The following is an 18,542-nucleotide window of genomic DNA, read 5'->3' on the forward strand; positions in this document are numbered from 1 at the left end:
TCATGAGTAAAATTTCAGCTTTTTATTAAGTCAAGGGAATGTAACTTTTCTCAAATCAATTATACTTTCTCTTTAGTTGGGTTACTTTACCATCACCTTGGATGATAATTCCTAACCGCATTTTTTAATATTTCTTCCTTGTCAAGAGTCATTTTTTTAGGCTGTTTGGCCAAATATGATTCCATTTGGTCGGCAAAATGTGGGCTGTTTTCGGTAGTGGAATTTCCATAATTTAGCATGGTTTCTATTTCTGGCAATCCCGTTTTTGAAAATCTTGCTAAGGCAATATAAGATTCACCTTGTTCCACTTTCACTTTTCCGTCTTTGTATGGTCTTGCGTGAGAGGCTGTCAACACATCAGGCATTCCCCACATCGGTTTTTCTATGTTTCCTCTCACCAATTTTTGGTAGTCGCCCAATACGATTTCGTTATTTCCAAAGTGCGTCATCATGTATTCTTTCGTTGATTTTAAGGCTTCCAAAATGCTCTCCTTGCTAATTTTTGGTCTATTTTCGTAGTCAATGGTTTTTATGTTTTTTCTTAATTCATAGTAAAGAATCAGAAATGCAGCCGCACCCTTGCTACTCACATCCGTTTTTCTGTCCCATTGTTGAATTCTGTCGATAAGTATTTCTAAATCAGGGTATTCCTTTGGATTGAGATTAAATAATTCATCTAAGTCAACAGCGAATTTTAAATTTTTAGGCAGCTGATTGTCATATTTTATTCTTTTGAAATCATCATAACTCAATTTTCCATATTCATTTATAAGTTCTTCAAAACGCTCACTTCGGTTGTTTTGTAGGGTTTCATAGCCCATTGTTGGGTCAAAATCTTTGTTTATTAGATTTTCATTTTTGTCTGTGGCGTTAAAAGGTGAGTGGTTGGTGTTGAATAAATATCCGCTTGTAGGATTCAAATATTGTGGTAAGTCTTTAAGTGGATGAAAATTGGTAGTTAGGGTTTTTGATGTGTTTCCTGGCACTGTGTTTTCCCAATCATAACCTTTTTCTCTCATAGGAATTTTCGCATTGCTCACATAAAATATCGTATCGTTTTTGTCAGCATACATGGTGTTGAACATCGGTATGGCTACCATTTCCATGGCCTTACGAAACTCAGAATAGTTTCGGGCTTTGTTCATTCTGTACCATTGTTCCATGCCTCTAATATCTTGATTCGCACCCATTCTCATCGAAAAAGTGCCTTTTTTGTTGGTTACAGTTGCACCATATTTACTCCAATAGGCCTTCTTTTTTACGGGAATTTTTATACCTTTTATTTTTACTTTTAGTTTGATGGTTTTTTGTTCTAAATCCAGCCATTGTCCATCATATTTGTATTGGTTTTTGTTGGCTGGGTTCATTTCTAGTTGGTAAATGTCTATTCTGTCAGGATAGTTGACTGTGTGAGCCCAACCCAAATTTTCGTTTACACCCAAAGAAATCACTGGAGAGCCAGGGAACATTCCACCCAAAATATTGAGTCCCTCCTCACTAACCAAATGGGCCTCATACCAAGCCACTGGGCCTTCCAAAGGCTGATGAGGGTTGATGTTCAGATAAGTTTTGCCATCTGTAGTTTTTGATGAAGAAATAGCGAAAGCATTTGAACCAGCTGCCTTAAAACTTTCAAGCGTTTTGTTATTACCTTTAAATAAACTACCCAATTCTCGGTCAGCACCAGATATAACACATAGCGAAAACGTTATGGAAGTCATATAATCTTTTGTGGTAATTGGAAATGATTTTTTGACCAATATTTCCTTTGGGTGATTTTTGGCGTAGGCATTTATTCCTTGAACATAGCCTGATATCAACTTTTTAAAGTCTTCAGATAAGTCAGAATCATATTTTTCATCCACAATTTCTCTACATCTCAGCAATTGGACAGCATAATCCGCCGCTGCTCCATCTTTTCCTTTTAGTTTCCCGAGCATACCTTTTCCGATTAACATCGTCAGCTGCATGGTTTTGAAATCGTCTTCTGCATTGGCGTATGCTAATCCATAGGCCACTTCTGCATCGGTTTTGGCAAAAATGTGTGGAACTCCCCATTGGTCTCTTACAATATTTATTTTTTCCGGGTTGATTTGTGCAAAAGAAGTCAACGAAATTAAAAAACAGAATAAAAAAGTTTTCATTTATTTAAGGTTTGAATACAGAAAATGCTTTCGCAAAATAGCGATAGTTTTTTTAGTCGTAGCACAAATAACCTAACTGATAAGAATTTGTTTATATTTGTTAAGGCTAATTTAGTTAAAACTTAAACGCTAGGTTTATGAAACATTTGTTTTTTTTATTTTTGTTACCTTCAATTCTCCTTGCTCAAAAGTCCACAATAAACGCTTTTAAGAATTATCCTTTTCCTACCGAATTATGCTCTTCTGATAAAGGCAGTAAAATTGCATGGGCTTTGGATGAACAAGGTAAAAGAAATGTTTACGTAGCAGAGGGTCCAGATTATAAATATATAAAATTAACGAGTTTTGATAAAGATGATGCCCAAGAAATTACCAGTTTAACAATTACTGATGATGGTCAGCGAGTAGTTTTCGTCAGAGGAGGAGATCACGGGAGCAATTGGGACGTTAGTTTGCCTATAAATCCATTGGCAGACGCCATCCCAAATACAGTAAAGATATGGAGTGTTCCATTTTCAGGAGGAGATTTGAAATTAATATCCGAAGGAGATGAATTTGTGGTTTCACCAAATAGCAAAAGCATTGCTTTCATAAAGGATGGACAGGCTTGGACTGCTGCCCTTGATTCTACAAATAATAGCAAAAAACTTTTTACCACGAGAGGAAAAGTAAGTTCCTTGGAATGGAGCCCAGATGGTTCATCTCTACTTTTTGTTTCAAACAGAGGCGATCACTCCCTAGTTGGCGTTTATAATTTCTCAAGTGCAAGCATTCAATGGATTGCACCTTCGTTTACAATCGATGCGTCACCAAGGTGGTCATTGGACGGAACCAGAATAGTGTTTATTCGAAGACCAGGTTTAGGTGGCAGCCCCAGTCCAATGTTGGAAAATAAATACAACCCTTGGAGCATTTGGGTAGCTGATGTTAGTTCAAATACCGCATCTAAAATTTGGGAGGCACCCAAAACCATGAGAGGGTCAGCCCCGACGACCCATGGAGGCTTTAATTTACATTGGGCAGCTGGAAACCGAATCGTATTTTTGTCCTATCAAGATGGTTGGCCCCACCTATATTCAATTTCGGCTAATGGAGGTCAAGCTCTTTTGTTAACTCCAGGTAATTTTATGTGTGAGCATATATCTTTGAGTAGCGATAAAAAACATCTGACATTTAGTGTTAATTCAGGAAATGATGCCTTGGACATTGAAAGACGACATGTAGCAAAAGTAAGTGTAGATAAGGCTGATTTTGAGGTGATTACTCAAGGGGATGGGTTAGAATGGACACCAGTTTTTACAAATGATGGAAACGATTTAGCTATTATTTCTGCCACTGCTATAAGGCCACCGATGCCAGCAATTGTAAAATTTGATAAGACAAAAGGATTAAAGTTAATAGGGGAGGAGTTACTAAAAGCAGATTTTCCTTTAGATAGATTAGTAATTCCCAAACAGATTGTTTTTACAGCTCCAGACGGACAAAAAATCCATGCAGATTTGTTTTTACCAAAAGGGAATACAGCCCCAAAACCTGCAATTGTGTATATTCATGGTGGACCACCTCGACAGATGCTTTTGGGTTGGCACTATTCTGACTATTATTCCAATGCCTATGCCTCAAATCAATATTTGGCAAGTTTGGGTTTTGTGGTTTTGTCGGTTAATTATCGTTTAGGAATCGGCTATGGTTACGAATTTCATCAACCCGCTCATGGTGGCATAAAAGGAGCTTCAGAATATCAAGATATTAAAGCTGCTGGCCTATGGCTAAAGAAACAAAGTTTTGTGGATGCCTCTAAAATAGGTGTTTATGGGGGCTCATATGGTGGCTATCTGACCGCCAGGGCTTTGGCCAAGAATTCAGACCTCTTTGCTGCTGGAGTTGATATTCATGGTGTGCATGATTGGGGAGCAAACTCAAGTATAATGACTGCTTTTCAAGACAAAACAGAAAAGCCTGCTGACTATCAGAAAGCTATCACGACCGCCTGGTTGTCATCGCCCGTTTCTGCTATGGATACTTGGAAATCGCCAGTTTTAATTATTCACGCCGACGATAATAGAAACGTCAGATTTAATCAAAGTACCGATTTGATAAATAGATTAGAGAAAAAAGGAATTCCCTACGAATCTATGGTCATTGTTGATGATACGCATCACTGGATGAATTGGCAAAATTCAGTGAAAGTTTATCAAGCTACGGCCGATTATTTTGTTAAAAAATTTATGAAAAAGTAGGCGAAGTTATTTTAGCTTAAGACAAAAATACTTTCAATTGTGTGAAGTATCTATGGCACAAATGCTTTCACAGCGTTGTTTCTAGTCACAACATGGGTTTTCAGAATGGGCAATGCCGCCGTAAATTGTGAAACATTGCTCAAATTAGAATAAGGAGCAGCTTCTTTTTCTGAGCCGTTGACAAATGGTGTTATCATATTGGTGGCCTTTTCAAAAAGTGCATTCATTTTACTGGTAGTAAAGGTGTTATCGTTAAACTCCTTTACGTAGGCTTTGTATTTTGCATAGTATACCTGGTCTTCTGATACGTATTTTATAAGTGGCCAAGTGCTGGCCACACCAGATAGATTCAGTTTTACTCTTTCCTGACTTGTCAAAGCCTCGTTGTTATCCCACGGAATCCAAATTAGCTTTTGTTTCGAATGGTTATAGAGATAATGATTATGTGCAATTCCTCCGTAGGTGTCCCAATTTACGAGTGTTGTATTAATCGCTAACCATTTGACAAACTGATCCATGTCCATGTATTTTTCTAGATTAGTCCGCCAAGCAGCTGCGTCTGAGGTGCGATTTGAGGCGTTTAGGGCAGTTATAGCTCCTTTTACGTCTGAATAATCCGCTTCGGTTTTGTTATTCTTTTTCTCAAAGGTGGCCTCCGAAAAACTCGTGAAGTTAGACTCTGGCTTGTAAATATTTCCAGCGTCTTCGCCCAGTTGGGTTTTTAGCATGGTATCATCTACTACTTCTACCATGGCGTAAATGCCACAATACTTTAATCCATCACCAAAGTCAATATAAAGTTTGTAAAATGAGGTTTGGGCGGCAGGAATTCCTGCCATTCTAAAAATATCAGCAGTCACTTTTTCTCTGATCAGTGAATTGTCTTTTACGCCAGCAGAGAACGATAGTTCTTTAAATCCATAAAGCCTTTGGTCATTGATTTCAGGGTGTGCATCTTCAAATTCATCAAATTTTAGTCTAAAGGGTAGTTTGTAAATGCCTGATTTCCAAGTTGAACTCAAGGTGGAGTTTCCTTTCAGCCGAAAGCCTACGTTCTCCCACTTTTTGCCATTGAATTTTATGGTAGTCTCCACATATTTTGGTTCTTCTCCAAAGCTCGGCACTCCTCCACCATTTCCACCAGGCGGTAATCCCCCGCCACCTTGACCGCCGCCACCTGGCTGTGTTCCACCCCCAACACCAAAAGTACCCTTGTTTTTGGCTACCATGTCCGCTTTTATGGCTTCCCAATTGGTTTTCCCAATCGTGATTTCTAAAGTATTTACTTTGTCTTGAGGAAATACAGTGTCATAGTCAGGCTCAACATCGTTGCTATGGCTGGCTTCTGTCCAATCTGGATTGGTGGCAACAGTTTCAGGGTCAATCTCCTTAGTATTGTTTTTATCAACACAAGCCAGTTGAGATACAAACAAAATGGCAATTAATAGGTATTTCATATCGGTAAATTTGGGTCTTATTATCTATTACGCAGATTGGACACAAAATGTTATGAAAAGTTTATAAAAGGCTAAAATTGAATAAGTATCCAAGTGAAATTCTATGCTAATCCAAATATTTTTTTCATCATTACCCATTTTTCTCCAGGTTTAGCCATGGGTAAGGCTTGTTGAAATGTCCACATGAAGTTTTCCCATTTCTGTACAATGGGATTCTCTGCATCGGCTTTCGATTTGGCCTCAAACGAAAAATCGTCCTCGGTGTCCATAATCATAAACATTCGGGTGCCAATTCTGTAAATTTGCATGTCCGTTATGCCAGCCACCACAATCGTTTCTCGAATTTCGGGCCAAATGTTCTCGTGTATTTTTTCATACTCGGCTATAGAGGCCACGTCGTCTTTTAAATCCAGGGCAAAACAATATCTTTTCATATCAAGCCGCTTTTTTGTGACCTACCAATCCATAATACAAAACCACTATAAAACACACCAAAGGCACCCAATAACCCACCTGAATGTTGTCGTTAGAATTGTCGATGATGTATCCCATAATAACCGGGAAAATAGCACCACCAATAATGGCCATAACTATCAGAGAAGAAGCAGGTTTGGTGTTTTCTTTGAGGTCGTTGATGCCCAATGAAAATATGGTAGGAAACATGATAGACATAAAGAAACCCAGTCCGCCCAAGGCCAAAACCACATTTTTACCATCGGCATAAACCGCTACCAAGCTCAGTAAAATACACATGGCGGCGTATATGCTCAACAGTTTGGCTGGAGCGAGATATTTCATGATAAAGGTGCCAAGAAAACGACCCACCATGAAGAGAATACCATAAATGCCGAGGTAATATCCAGCGGTCTTTTCATCCACTCCTCCACCTGAAATGGCCATTCTGACAAAGAAACTGGTTACACAAACTTGGGCTCCGACGTAAAAAAGTTGAGCAATCACAGCCCAAGTCAAGTGTTTATGTTTTAAGGCTCCGGCAATACTGCCAGTAGTTTCACCTTGGTCTTCTTCCTTAAATTCTGGAAATTTCAAAACCATAAACAGTACCGCTATCACCAATAAAAATCCACCTAAAATCATGTATGGCATTTTTACAGATGCAGCCTCTGAAGTCAAATAGGCTATTTTTTTAACTTCTGGTAAAAGATTAAGTTCCTCAGAAGAATACTCTTTGCCAGACAAAATGAATATGGTGCCCACCATAGGGGCTAAAAACGCCGCTAATCCATTAAACGATTGAGCAAGATTCAGTCGAGTTGTAGCATCTTTAGCATCGCCGAGTTTTGTGGCGTAAGGATTGGCAGCGGTTTCAAGTATGGTTAAGCCAATGCCTATTATAAATAATCCCAAAAGGAAAATGCCATAAGTACGAGAATTGGCGGCTGGAACAAACAAAAATGCTCCTAAACTGAAGACCAATAAACCCAGAATTATGCCCTTTTTGTAACCAAATTTTTTCAAAACTAAACCTGCAGGAATTGCCCCTAAAAAGTAAGCCAAATAAACTGCGGTATCTACAAAAGTAGATTGCATGTTGCTCAGCTGTAATGCTTTACGAAGGTGAGGGATAAGGATGCCGTTGAGGTTATTGGCGAAGCCCCACATAAAAAACAGGCAAGTGACCAACACAAACGGAACCAAATAATTGGGTTTATTTTCTTTCATTTAGGGTTAAATTTTTTGCAAGGTAATTTTTTCAGGACAAAACTGGAAGAAAGGTCGCCTTTTTTTGATAAACACATAATTTGTTAATAAACACATAGAAGCATAGAACACATAGAGACCTATGATAACTATGTGCCTATGTGTTTAAAAATATCCAAACCTATGATCCCTATTTGCCTATGTGTTTAGAAAAACAACGAAAGAAAACTTTCCGTACCTTTGTATATGGAAAAAATCTTAGCAAAAATAGGCATTGAAGCATTGAATAAAATGCAGATAGCTACTCAAAAGAGTATTTTAGAGCATCCGAATACCCTTTTATTATCGCCAACGGGTTCGGGCAAAACTTTGGCGTTTTTGTTGCCTTTACTCCAAATTCTTAAACCAGTTGAAAATCAAATTCAGGCCATCATTCTGGTTCCGACCCGTGAGCTGGCTTTACAAATAGAGTCCGTTTGGAAAAGCATAGGTTCGGGACATAAAATAAGTGCATTCTATGGTGGCCACAGTATGGAAGTAGAGGTAAATAGCCTGAAAAATCCACCTGCATTAGTGGTGGGTACGCCCGGGCGAATTGCGGATCATTACACACGACACACAATTGATTCAAAGCAGGTGGAAACCATCATTTTTGACGAATTCGACAAGTCCTTAGAAATGGGATTTCATGAACAAATGCAGTTTATATTGGAGCGATTGCCTAAATTGAAAAAATACATATTTGTATCTGCTACTCAAGGAATTAGCTTGCCTGGTTTCCTGAAAATAGACGCAGTAAATACCTTGGACTTTATCAACGATGGCCAAAGAAATGAAGGTTTAACACTGAAATATGTTAGAACCAATAACAAAATAAGGTCGCTCAATTTGCTACTCGGACAAATAACCCAAACGCCTACCTTGATATTTTGTAATCAGCGGGATGAGGTCGAGGAGGTGGCCAATCTTTTGATGAAGAACGGCATAAATTGCGGTGTTTTTCATGGAAAAATAGAGCAGGTAGATCGTGAAAAAGCTTTAATCAGATTCAGAAACGGAAGTGTTAGGTATTTGATTAGCACTGACTTGGCTGCCAGAGGATTGGATATACCCGAGGTGGAAAACGTGATACATTATTCCATGCCTTTTCACGAGCAAGAATTTATCCATCGCAATGGCCGTACTGCCCGTATGAACGCCACCGGCGTGGCGTATTTCTTTCTGGAGGAAAACGCAAAACAGCCTCCATATATCTCTCAGCTGCCTGAGGAGCTAGTTTTGGAACAAAAACAACAAGCAGTTACGAAAGAATCATGGACCACGCTTTATTTTAGTGGAGGCAAAAAAGACAAGATAAATAAAATAGACATTGTAGGTTTTTGTTTGCAAAAAGGCGGAATAGAAAAAGAAGCTTTGGGCAAAATAGAAGTGCAAGATTTCGCATCTTATGTGGCCATCGCAACGGCCCAAGTTCATTCATTTCTTAAAAATATAAAGGATCAAAAAATCAAGGGGAAGAAATTGAAGATTGAGGTGGCTAGGTGAGTTTTAAATGCTTTGCAACGGTTGAACTATCGTTGGTGCGTAAATAGAGTTTTACTCGTTTTACCAAACTTTGTTCATCCCTATTCAGATGCTGTCTTGAATGATTGGATATTTGAATTAGGTGATTAGGCAAGTAAAACTTGTATAACTTAGAAACTATGGTGGAACCATTATAAAGCCAGATAGCCTAAACTAACCAAATACACAGGGGTATTTTAATTCCGTCAATCCCACCCCCCAATTCATATCAATTTCATAAAAAAGGCTTCACTTTGTAGTAATATTAGAATCCCAATTTGCGTAAAAAACAGATTGTGGAACACCTTTCGGCTCGATTAACTAGAAAACCACTTTTACTCAATATATGGTGCTTTGTTGCGGCTTTTGGGGCTTATTTTTGTACCTATGCCTTCCGAAAGCCTTTTTTTACTGCTCAGTTTGAAGGTTATGTGCTTTGGGGAATGAGCCTCAAAAGCGTTTATATCATCATGCAAGTGTTGGGTTATATGAGCTCCAAGTTTATCGGTGTAAAAATCATTTCGGAGCTTCGGTCTCAGCAAAGAATTAAGCTCATCATTTCGTTGATATCGATTGCTGGTTTGGGCCTTTTATTTTTTGCTTGGGTACCTGCACCCTACAATCTGCCTTTTTTGTTTATCAATGGCTTGCCTTTGGGCATGGTTTGGGGAGTGCTTTTTAGTTTTTTGGAGGGACGGAGATTTACAGAAATATTGGGTATTGGTCTGAGTATCAACATGATTATGACGTCCGGCATTCTCAAGTCGGTGTATCTTTATATTCAAGCTTTTAGTGGTTTCTCTGAGTTTTGGATGCCTTTTGTGGTGGGGGTTATCTTTTTGCCCGCTTTTGCCGTTTTTGTGTGGATGCTGAGCAAAATACCACCTCCCAACAAGGAAGAACAACATGTAAAAGTCTCTCGCAAACCGATGAACAATGCCGAAAAAGTCAAAATACTATCTAAATATGGTTTTGGAATCTTAACCATTATTTTGGTTTATGCGTTTTTCACTACGCTCCGAGATTTTCGAGATAATTTCGCAGTGGAGATTTGGCATCAGATTGATAGCCAACATTCTAAGCTGATTTTTGCAAAAACAGAAACCATTATAGCATCGGTGGTTATGGTGTTTTTAGCCTTTATTGCTTTTTTCAAAAACAACCGCACTGCCTATTATGCCATCACAATCATGATTGTTTTTTCTTTGCTTTCCATACTTCTAAGTAATTATCTTTTTCGGGCTGGCATTATTTCTCCGCAAATTTGGATGACTACCCTGGGTATTGGCTTTTATTTGCCGTATTTGCTGATTCAGATTGCTTATTTTGAGCGACTTATAGCTTACCAAAGGATTAAGGGCAATGCTGGTTTCTTTGTGTATCTATGTGATAGTGTGGGATATTTGGGTAGTGTAGTCCTATTGTTTTACAAGGAATTTAGTGTGAAAAGTATAAATTATAGCCAGACACTTTTGGAACTGAGCGAAGTGACTGGCTATTTAGGAATTTTGTTGATTGCGACGCAGTTTTTCTTTTTTGAAAAGAAATATAGCAAACAAAAAGAATACGAGTTTAGCGAAACAATTGGTTGATTTTGGCTTCGGTATAACCCGCACTGGTGGTCATTCCCTTGCCGCCAATACCAGTTCTGATTTCGATATTTTCTGATATTTTATGTTCAAAAATCCCGTCGGGATGTTGGGCATAATAGCCTGCCCAGGTTTGGGTATAACTTTTACGAGGAATATTCAGAATCAATTCTGCCTCGTTTTTCATAAGTTCATTGATATAATCAGATACACCTAATCCGAGATTTTCCACCTCACTTACACCGGCATATTCGTGCGAGTCGCCCACGATAATGCTGCCGTCAGGCAATTGCTTGAAAAGTATATGAATACCCCATTTTTTGAGTTCCAATAAATGATCGGGGGTTTGTAGTTTTGCAAACGATGGACATTCCTCAAATGATTCGTATCGTCTGATGGTGAGGCCAGTAAGAATGTTGGCTTTGAGGTTAAATTGCTTTAAAGGCTCTGTTTTCATCATTTGCAATTTGCTCACTATCAAACCACTGTTTCGGTATATTTCGGGAAACAATAGATTAAAAACATAACCGCTGCAAATAATGACTTTCTCACTTAAAAATTCTTCTTTGCCTGCTGTTTCAACTTTTACTTCTCCGTTCTGGTCTTCAATATCGATAACCGCTCGGTGGTTTTTATAATCCACGCCCAATTTTTCCTGACAGTAATTTATCAATTTGTAAATAAACTCCGAGGAATTTACGCTGTATTCTTTCGGATAAAAAATAGAGCCTTTGATATAGTCCGAATTTATATCAGGGAAAAGTACATTGGTGGCAGTTTTGGAAAGAATTTCTTGGGTATAGCCAGCTTTATGGTGTAGCTCGGCAACCTCATTTATCAAATTCAGTTCGTCTTCGTCTGAGGCAATGTACACACTGCCGTTTTTAACTAAAGTAAAGTCAGCTTCGGCTTGTAGTTCGTCAAAAATCTCCAAACTTCTGATACCGAACCTTTGCCAGTAAGCATCCAAGCCAGAAGGAACCACCTGACCGAAGTTTTGAATGGTGCTGCCTACAGGTCGATTGTCTTTTTCGAGTAAAAGGACTTTTTTACCAATTTTGGCTGCATGAAATGCATGGAAGGTGCCCATTATGCCTGCACCAACTATAATTAGGTCGTATTTTTTCATCATGATAGGTAAGCTTTAAGCTCAGACAAATCAGCTAAAAGTCCGTCATTTGGATTTGCTTCGAGTTGTTTTCTGCTGTGTGTGCCATTGCAAATACCGAGACTGAGGGCCACCCCAGCACTTTTGCCTGACTGTAAATCAGACGGTGTGTCGCCAATGTTTATGACATTTTTTATGTCACTGATGCCAAGTGTTTTTACTGCTTTGAGGATCATATCCGGCTGTGGTCGGCCTTTTTCTACTTCGTCTGAAGCTATCGAAAGGTCGATGATGCCTTTTCCTGAAGCATTAAAATAATCCGAATTTAGACCTTCAAGCCAACCCAGTTTGTTAAGAATGATGTTCGTTACTTTTCTGTAAAAACCTGTTGTTAGGGCTATTTTTATATGGTTTGCTCTTAGATACTCAAATATTTCAAGGCAATGGTCAGTGGGTAAAATGCTGTGGTTAAGGTAATGTTCTTCTAAAATTCTTGTAAAGTTTTCATAGCTATATTGTACGTTTTTGGCAAAATTTGTGTGTGTTTCGCCTATTTTTTCATTCCAGAGCATTCTGAATACTTCTATTTTCGAATAGCCCTGAAGGGCTAATATTCTTTCTTCAGTGACATCTAAGTAGGTGAATTTACAAGCCTGAGCAAAGCATGTTTCTACTTCTTTTTGGTCTCTGACAGTTGTGCCTGCCATGTCAAATATGACGAGTTCTATATTTTTCATTCGTTTTTTATGCAAAAATATGAAACTGGATTTTTCTGAAAGTTAAGGGAATATTAAATTATAATGTTTTAGTTTGTTCTCCTTTTGTGAAAATAATCATTTAACACCTACTTAATGATTTGGTTATTTTGGGTTCGGAAATTTGCAAAAAAAACGAATGAAAAGACGTGGCCTTTTAAAAAGTCTTGGACTCATAACGGGTGGATTGGTTTTACCGAAAGAAATTTTAGCCAAAGAAACTCCTAAAAATAAATCGATCAGGATTGCCCACATAACAGACACACACATTCAACCGCACATTGGTGCCGCCAAAGGTTTCGAGAAATGTCTTCATCATATTCAGAATTCAGCCCAGAAAGTTGATTTTATAATCAATGGGGGTGATGCCATCATGGGTACGCATCATGCCTCCGAAAACAGTATTGGCAAACAGTGGGAATTGTACAAAAACGTCATTGGTTCGGAGAATAATTTACCAGTTTATAATTGTATAGGAAACCACGATATTTATCGCAAAAAGGACGATTTGCAAGGTTTTGAGGATGGGAAGAAAGTAGCCATGGACCATTTCGGGATGAACAAAACCTATTATGCATTTAATGCCGCCAATTGGAAAATTATAGTTTTGGATAGTGTTCAGGGTAAACTTAATTTAAAAGGATACCAAGGGAAAATAGATGAAGAACAATTGAGTTGGCTTAGAAATCAACTCAAAGAAACACCAAGGGAAACCCATATTCTAATTGTTTCTCATATTCCCATTTTGTCTGCTTGTGTGTTTTTAGATGGCAAAAACTTTAAAAATGGCGAGTGGCGTGTTCCTGAAACTTGGATGCACGGTGACGCCGAAGATTTAGTAGAACTGTTTGCCAATCATGCCAATGTAAAATTGGCCATCAGTGGGCATATTCACCTGACTGATAGCATTGAATATAACCAAATCACCTATTGTTGCAACGGAGCCGTGAGCGGAAACTGGTGGATGGGCAATTATAAACAAACTAAGCCAGGCTATGCGGTTATAGATTTGTTTGAAGATGGCACTTTTGAGAATAAATATTTAAGTTATTCTTAAAATATTGTCTTATTTTGTTCTAAATAATTCAATCTCTTCTCATGAAAAAACTATTGCTTTTCGTTTTCATTTCAATACAGTCTTTTAGCCAAAAAACGGAGAACGTTTTTTTGATAACTTCTGATGGACTCCGTTGGCAGGATGTTTTTTCTGGAGCTGACTCTGCCATTATTTTTAATAAATCATTTACCCCAGACTCTTCCGAAACTGCCAATGCATTTTGGGCTAAAACAGATCAAGGCAGAAGAAAGAAACTTTTGCCATTTATTTGGAATACGGTTGCCAGTCAAGGCCAGATTTATGGTAATAGATGGAAGGGTAACTTTATGGATGTAGACAATGTTTATCGTTTTTCTTATCCTGGTTACAATGAATTGCTTACTGGATTTGCCGATGTTGAAATCAATTCTAACGATAAAAATTATAACAAGAATGTGACGGTTTTAGAATATCTCAACAATCAGCCAAAATTGAAAGGAAAAGTGGCGGTCTTCAGTACTTGGGATGTTTTTCCGTATATCATTAATGACAAAAGGAGTGGTATTCCGGTGAATTCTGGGAATGAATTGATGGAAGGTGAACTTTCTCCCAAACAAGAATTACTGAACCAAATCCAACAAATGGCTCCACATGCCAAAGCTGAGCGACACGATTTTATCACTTATTTTCAAGCCAAGGAGTATGTGGCTTTGAATAAACCCAGGGTGATGTTTATTTCTTTTGACGACACCGACGGCTATGCCCACGCCGGCAAATACAAGGAATATTTGTATTCTGCTCAGGCTTTTGACAAATACCTAAATGACCTCTGGAATTACTGTCAGTCGCAACCCCAATACAAAGACAAAACTACGTTTATCATCACCACCGACCATGGCAGGGGAGACATCGTAAAGTCGGAATGGACCAGCCATGGCCAACGAATTAGAGACGCGGCACAGATTTGGATGGCCGTGATTGGCCCCGATACACCTGCCAAAGGCGAAGTATCTACTAAGCAAAACCTTTTCCAAAACCAAATTGCCAAAACTTTGGCCGCATTTTTAGGCCATAATTTTGAAAATGGTAAGGAGATAGGAAAAGTAATTGATGGAATCAGATAGGAAGTAAAGAAAAGCCTTTCGCAAGCGATAGAGAAATTTCAATTAGGTGTTAAAATAATGAACAAGGAAAATGCCTGGTTTTCGTGAGAAACTTTTGCTTTTTCTAAGGCATTGATAATCAAAAAGTCCCCAATTTGGGGACTTTTTATTTTTTTCTTTAATCGTAACCTTAATTTTATTAAATTATATTCTTTTCAATTTACACCCCACCATCGGCCAAATTTGCGGTTTTGGTATTGTCGTCAGAGTGCCTGTCTATCAGCTTATTGATAGGGTCAATTCCGGCTTTTTTTGGTTTTTCTTTTACTAAAATCGTAAAAGTGTTTGCCTTTTTGTTCACCTTGTGTTTTTGAAGATAAAGTAAGTTCGGCTCGCCTTTGATGTCTTCGCCATACACGCCTACGTCTATCCAGTCGTTGATGGCAATAGGTTTTTCATTTCCTGAGCTATCGGCCCTGAATTTCTCACTGGTAGTAGTGATTTTAACCTCAAAAGTCTTGTTCTTCAATGCCTTATATTCTACTTTCTCGGTTTTGTTCTCAAAAAGCGTGATGGTCTCAAACATATCGGTGATGATGTTTTTCAAAGAGTCAGGCGTTTGAGCTTTGAAGTAACCCAAAAGGTCGTTGCTCGTCGGATAACGTTTGTTCTTGGAGTCTGGACCTGGATATTGCCAATCTTTCAGAAAGTTTCTCAAAGCCAGATTAACCTTATCTTCGCCGATATAATCTTGCAATGCAAACATGGCCAGTGAGCCTTTTTGGTAATGAATATATCCTTGACCTTCCACCATGTTCAAGGGCTGTTCTTTTTTTCTTTCACTTGATCGACCTCTCAGATAACGGTCGAGTTCATATTTTAGGAACTTCTGCATCATGGCGGGTTTTATGGCGTGTTTCATCACCATCAAAGCTGAATACTGGGCTTGTGTTTCTGATAGCATAGCGTTGCCTTTTACGTTGGCTTCAGCCACTTGGTGTCCCCACCACTGATGACCCAGCTCGTGGGCAGTTACATAATAAGGCATATCTAGGTCTTCGTCAGGATCCGATATTTTTTGAATAAATCCAATGCCTTCAGAGAAAGGAACGGTATTGGCAAATGATTGGGCAAATTCGGCATATTTAGGAAACTCCATAATACGCATTTGACGGTATTGATAAGGGCTGAAATTCTTCGAGAAATAGTCGAAGCTTGATTTCATGCTCGTCATCATTTTGTCCAGATTATATTCGTGGCCTTTGTTATAATAAATTTCTAGACTTACTGGCCTACCATCTGCGGCTATCCATTTGTCTTTTTTAACCTCGTATTTGGCTGAAACTATAGAATAGAAATTACACATTGGCACGTCCATTTTATAATGGAAATATTTCCTGTTTTTTTCGTCCCAAGTTTTCTGCAAATAACCCGGAGCTATGGCTGTTTGGTCTTTTTCGGTACCAATTGTCATTTCGAAACGAATATAATCAGCATCATCACCAAACAAACTTTGTGATAGCCCGATGGGGTCGTTTTGCTCCATCATTCTTTCTTTTTCCTTTAATTTGTAATTTCGGCGTGTATCGTCATCTCCTATCTCGTAGCCATTATTATAACCTATAGATGGGAAATAAGTATTATTGAAAAAAGTACCATTATATACAATGTTGGTGTTTGACCCGCCTGCTACAAAGCCCTTGGTTTCAAATAAAGTCTTGAAAGACATTTTGATAGAATCAGAAGGAGCCAGAGGTTTATTCAGGGTATGTATGATATAGCCCTGTTTTTCGTACTTTTTATTTTCTTTGGCCCCTCCTTCAAACTTCAGATAGGCCAGTTTCATTTTATGTTCCACATCGTTTTGAATATGAATTTCACGGATGGGCTTGTCGGTTTTGTTTTTAAGCCAATAGTAACCTTCGGCAGTGAAATCACGGGTTGTCGGATATATTTCAACTTTCAGATTTACATCTATGATTTTTGGCTGTGGAAGCTTCTCGTATTTCTTCAACAATTGCTCATAAGTAACCTGTTCTTTGTCTGATTCTTCTCGGGTTTGGTAGGTGTTGATTTTGTTGGTGTTATAAAAAACATAACAGCCTGTCAGTAAGGTAGAAATCAAGGCAAAGATACCAAATGCCAATACTGGTTTGGTCAATCTCAATTTGCCCACTTTTAGGCGGGTTTTCATCAAGGACTCAGAACCACGAACCGACAATATCACTGATAGCACAAAGAAAACCACTACCATGGAAAGCCAGTAGAGTTTTAACCAAGAGAAAGAAGTAACAAAATGTCCAAACTTATTCATGTCAGAATATCCACCCAAACGCCCACTGCCAAACATAAACAAAGGATGCTGAATACCCGCAGCTCCTAAAAAGAAAGTAACCAAAAAGAAAACAAACATCATGGCGAATCCAATAAACTTGTTGTTAGACATCACTTGTACAAAAAACGAAAGCAATGTATATAACAAAACAAAAGATAAGGTACTGGTAAACATTGACTTAAAGTAAAGAGGCAACTCAAAGTTAAAATATCCATGTGCGGCTTGAACCATAACACCCATAAAGATCAGTAAAAGCATGATGCTGAGGTTGATCATCATCATTCCGATAAATTTGGCACTGAGGTTTACCCAGTCTTTTACTGGCGTGGCATCGATGATCAGGTGGATGTTGGAGATACGTTCTTTCCATATAAGTTCGCCTGAGTAAAACACGATGATTATTAGGAAAAACATATCGAAGCCATCCAACATGTTTATCACATTAGCAGTAATGGGGTAGGAGCTTGTGCCGTACATTTTGTCGAAATAAAACGAGTCCACGATGATTTGGATCACACCTACAAACGCAATAGCAATGAACGGAACTTCTCTAATGACCATTCTAAAATAAAACTTAGCCTGTGTCCATAGTTGAGAAAGGTTGGTAGAAAAGCCTGAAAACTGCTTTACTAAAGGAATAGTAACGAGCTCAGGTTTTATTTTTTCTTCCGGAACGGTCTTCTTATTTTTTCTTTTGAAAAGGCTGCTCCGCACCACATTGAAGCTAAATGAGAAGTATGTGCCTATTAAAATCAATAAACCTATTCCACACCAAACTAGCCTGTTCCATAACAATACACCACCTAGAGGCACTATTTGGGCATTTTTTTGTGCTGGTGTCCAGTATTCGGTAAAAATACTAAATGCACGAACTCCAAATGGATCTAGCATGGCTGAAAGCGTTTTGTTATCGATATCGCTCAAAAGCGTATCAGAAACTTGGTACAGCACAAAAAGTATAATACCCTGCGTGTAAATGACAATGGTCGAGCGGCTCAATGCCCCAGCTGCAAAGAAAATGGCTCCCTGAATAAACAAATTGCTGATGCCCCAAACTATGAAAGGCTGCAAATACGACCAGGCGTTGAAAACCAACATTTCTTTTTCTTTCCAGGAAGGATCCCAGGGGAGAAATTTGCCAATGGAATAGCCAGTCATAAAAGCCATCCAAATGGAGCAATATATGAGCACCATGACGATAAACGAGCCGAAAAACCTCCCGAAGAGGTAATCGAACTTAGACATGGTGGTGCTAAACATTAGCGACTCTGTCTTGTGTTCAAAATCTCTTAAAACGGCTACGCCCATAATGGCGGAGGCAATAAATGTAAAAAAAAATGTCATGATGATGGTCATGAAGGCCAGGTTGTAAGGGGAGTTTTCTTTGATTTGCCCACCGGCTATTCCTCCGATTGTGACGAATTTTGAGGTAACAGCCGCAAAACATAACAAAAATAATATTCCAAAATAAATATAGGTGGCAGGTCGGTTTTTACGATAGAAAAACTCAAACCTTATGATTTCTTTCAACATAGTTATAAGATTTGATT

Annotated in this window: 12 protein-coding genes; 5 read left to right on the forward strand and 7 right to left on the reverse strand. The window is 38.5% G+C overall.

Annotated features, from left to right (window positions below):
- Positions 1 to 92 precede the first annotated feature (92 nt).
- A complete protein-coding gene (locus tag EGI24_RS11380) occupies positions 93 to 2,144 on the reverse strand; it encodes an acylase (protein WP_255048528.1) in 2,052 nt (683 codons plus the stop codon).
- Positions 2,145 to 2,281: 137 nt separating this feature from the next.
- Between EGI24_RS11380 and EGI24_RS11385 the strand changes: the two genes are divergently transcribed.
- The gene (locus EGI24_RS11385; RefSeq protein ID WP_255048529.1) at positions 2,282 to 4,384 is read left to right on the forward strand and encodes a prolyl oligopeptidase family serine peptidase; all 2,103 of its coding nucleotides are present in this window, start codon (positions 2,282 to 2,284) and stop codon (positions 4,382 to 4,384) included.
- Between the two features lie 50 nt (positions 4,385 to 4,434).
- Here EGI24_RS11385 and EGI24_RS11390 read toward each other — a convergent pair whose 3' ends face one another.
- The 3 genes from EGI24_RS11390 to fucP form a co-directional block, all read right to left on the reverse strand.
- Positions 4,435 to 5,841, reverse strand: a complete 1,407-nt coding sequence (locus EGI24_RS11390; RefSeq protein ID WP_255048530.1) for a CotH kinase family protein — start codon at positions 5,839 to 5,841, stop codon at positions 4,435 to 4,437.
- A gap of 101 nt (positions 5,842 to 5,942) precedes the next feature.
- Positions 5,943 to 6,275: an L-rhamnose mutarotase gene (locus EGI24_RS11395; protein WP_255048531.1), complete on the reverse strand. Its 333-nt coding sequence runs from the start codon at positions 6,273 to 6,275 to the stop codon at positions 5,943 to 5,945.
- Position 6,276: 1 nt separating this feature from the next.
- Entirely contained in the window at positions 6,277 to 7,524 is a 1,248-nt protein-coding gene (gene fucP, locus EGI24_RS11400) for an L-fucose:H+ symporter permease (RefSeq protein ID WP_255048532.1), read from the reverse strand.
- 225 nt (positions 7,525 to 7,749) lie between these two features.
- Here fucP and EGI24_RS11405 point away from each other — a divergent pair, with 225 nt between their 5' ends.
- Both EGI24_RS11405 and EGI24_RS11410 read left to right on the forward strand, forming a co-directional pair.
- A complete protein-coding gene (locus EGI24_RS11405) occupies positions 7,750 to 9,048 on the forward strand; it encodes a DEAD/DEAH box helicase (protein ID WP_255048533.1) in 1,299 nt (432 codons plus the stop codon).
- 314 nt (positions 9,049 to 9,362) lie between these two features.
- Positions 9,363 to 10,658, forward strand: a complete 1,296-nt coding sequence (locus tag EGI24_RS11410; RefSeq protein WP_255048534.1) for a DUF5690 family protein — start codon at positions 9,363 to 9,365, stop codon at positions 10,656 to 10,658.
- On the opposite strand, the gene EGI24_RS11415 is transcribed toward EGI24_RS11410, so the two are convergent.
- Entirely contained in the window at positions 10,639 to 11,787 is a 1,149-nt protein-coding gene (locus EGI24_RS11415) for a TIGR03364 family FAD-dependent oxidoreductase (RefSeq protein WP_310586081.1), read from the reverse strand. The two genes, EGI24_RS11410 and EGI24_RS11415, sit on opposite strands and share 20 nt — an antisense overlap.
- Complete coding sequence (locus EGI24_RS11420) at positions 11,784 to 12,500, reverse strand: HAD hydrolase-like protein (RefSeq protein WP_255048535.1); 717 nt, start codon at positions 12,498 to 12,500, stop codon at positions 11,784 to 11,786. The genes EGI24_RS11415 and EGI24_RS11420 overlap by 4 nt, the downstream gene beginning before the upstream one ends.
- Positions 12,501 to 12,657: 157 nt before the next feature.
- On the opposite strand from EGI24_RS11420, the gene EGI24_RS11425 reads away from it, so the two are divergent.
- The gene (locus tag EGI24_RS11425; protein ID WP_255048536.1) at positions 12,658 to 13,575 is read left to right on the forward strand and encodes a metallophosphoesterase; all 918 of its coding nucleotides are present in this window, start codon (positions 12,658 to 12,660) and stop codon (positions 13,573 to 13,575) included.
- Between the two features lie 41 nt (positions 13,576 to 13,616).
- Positions 13,617 to 14,678 carry an alkaline phosphatase family protein gene (locus EGI24_RS11430; RefSeq protein WP_255048537.1) on the forward strand — a complete coding sequence of 354 codons (1,062 nt, stop codon included), beginning with the start codon at positions 13,617 to 13,619 and terminating at the stop codon, positions 14,676 to 14,678.
- Between the two features lie 199 nt (positions 14,679 to 14,877).
- Here EGI24_RS11430 and EGI24_RS11435 read toward each other — a convergent pair whose 3' ends face one another.
- Positions 14,878 to 18,525, reverse strand: a complete 3,648-nt coding sequence (locus EGI24_RS11435) for a M1 family aminopeptidase (RefSeq protein WP_255048538.1) — start codon at positions 18,523 to 18,525, stop codon at positions 14,878 to 14,880.
- Positions 18,526 to 18,542 lie beyond the last annotated feature (17 nt).

The sequence above is a fragment of the Lacihabitans sp. CS3-21 genome (assembly GCF_024343675.1).
In the GTDB taxonomy this organism is placed as follows: Bacteria; Bacteroidota; Bacteroidia; order Cytophagales; family Spirosomataceae; genus Leadbetterella.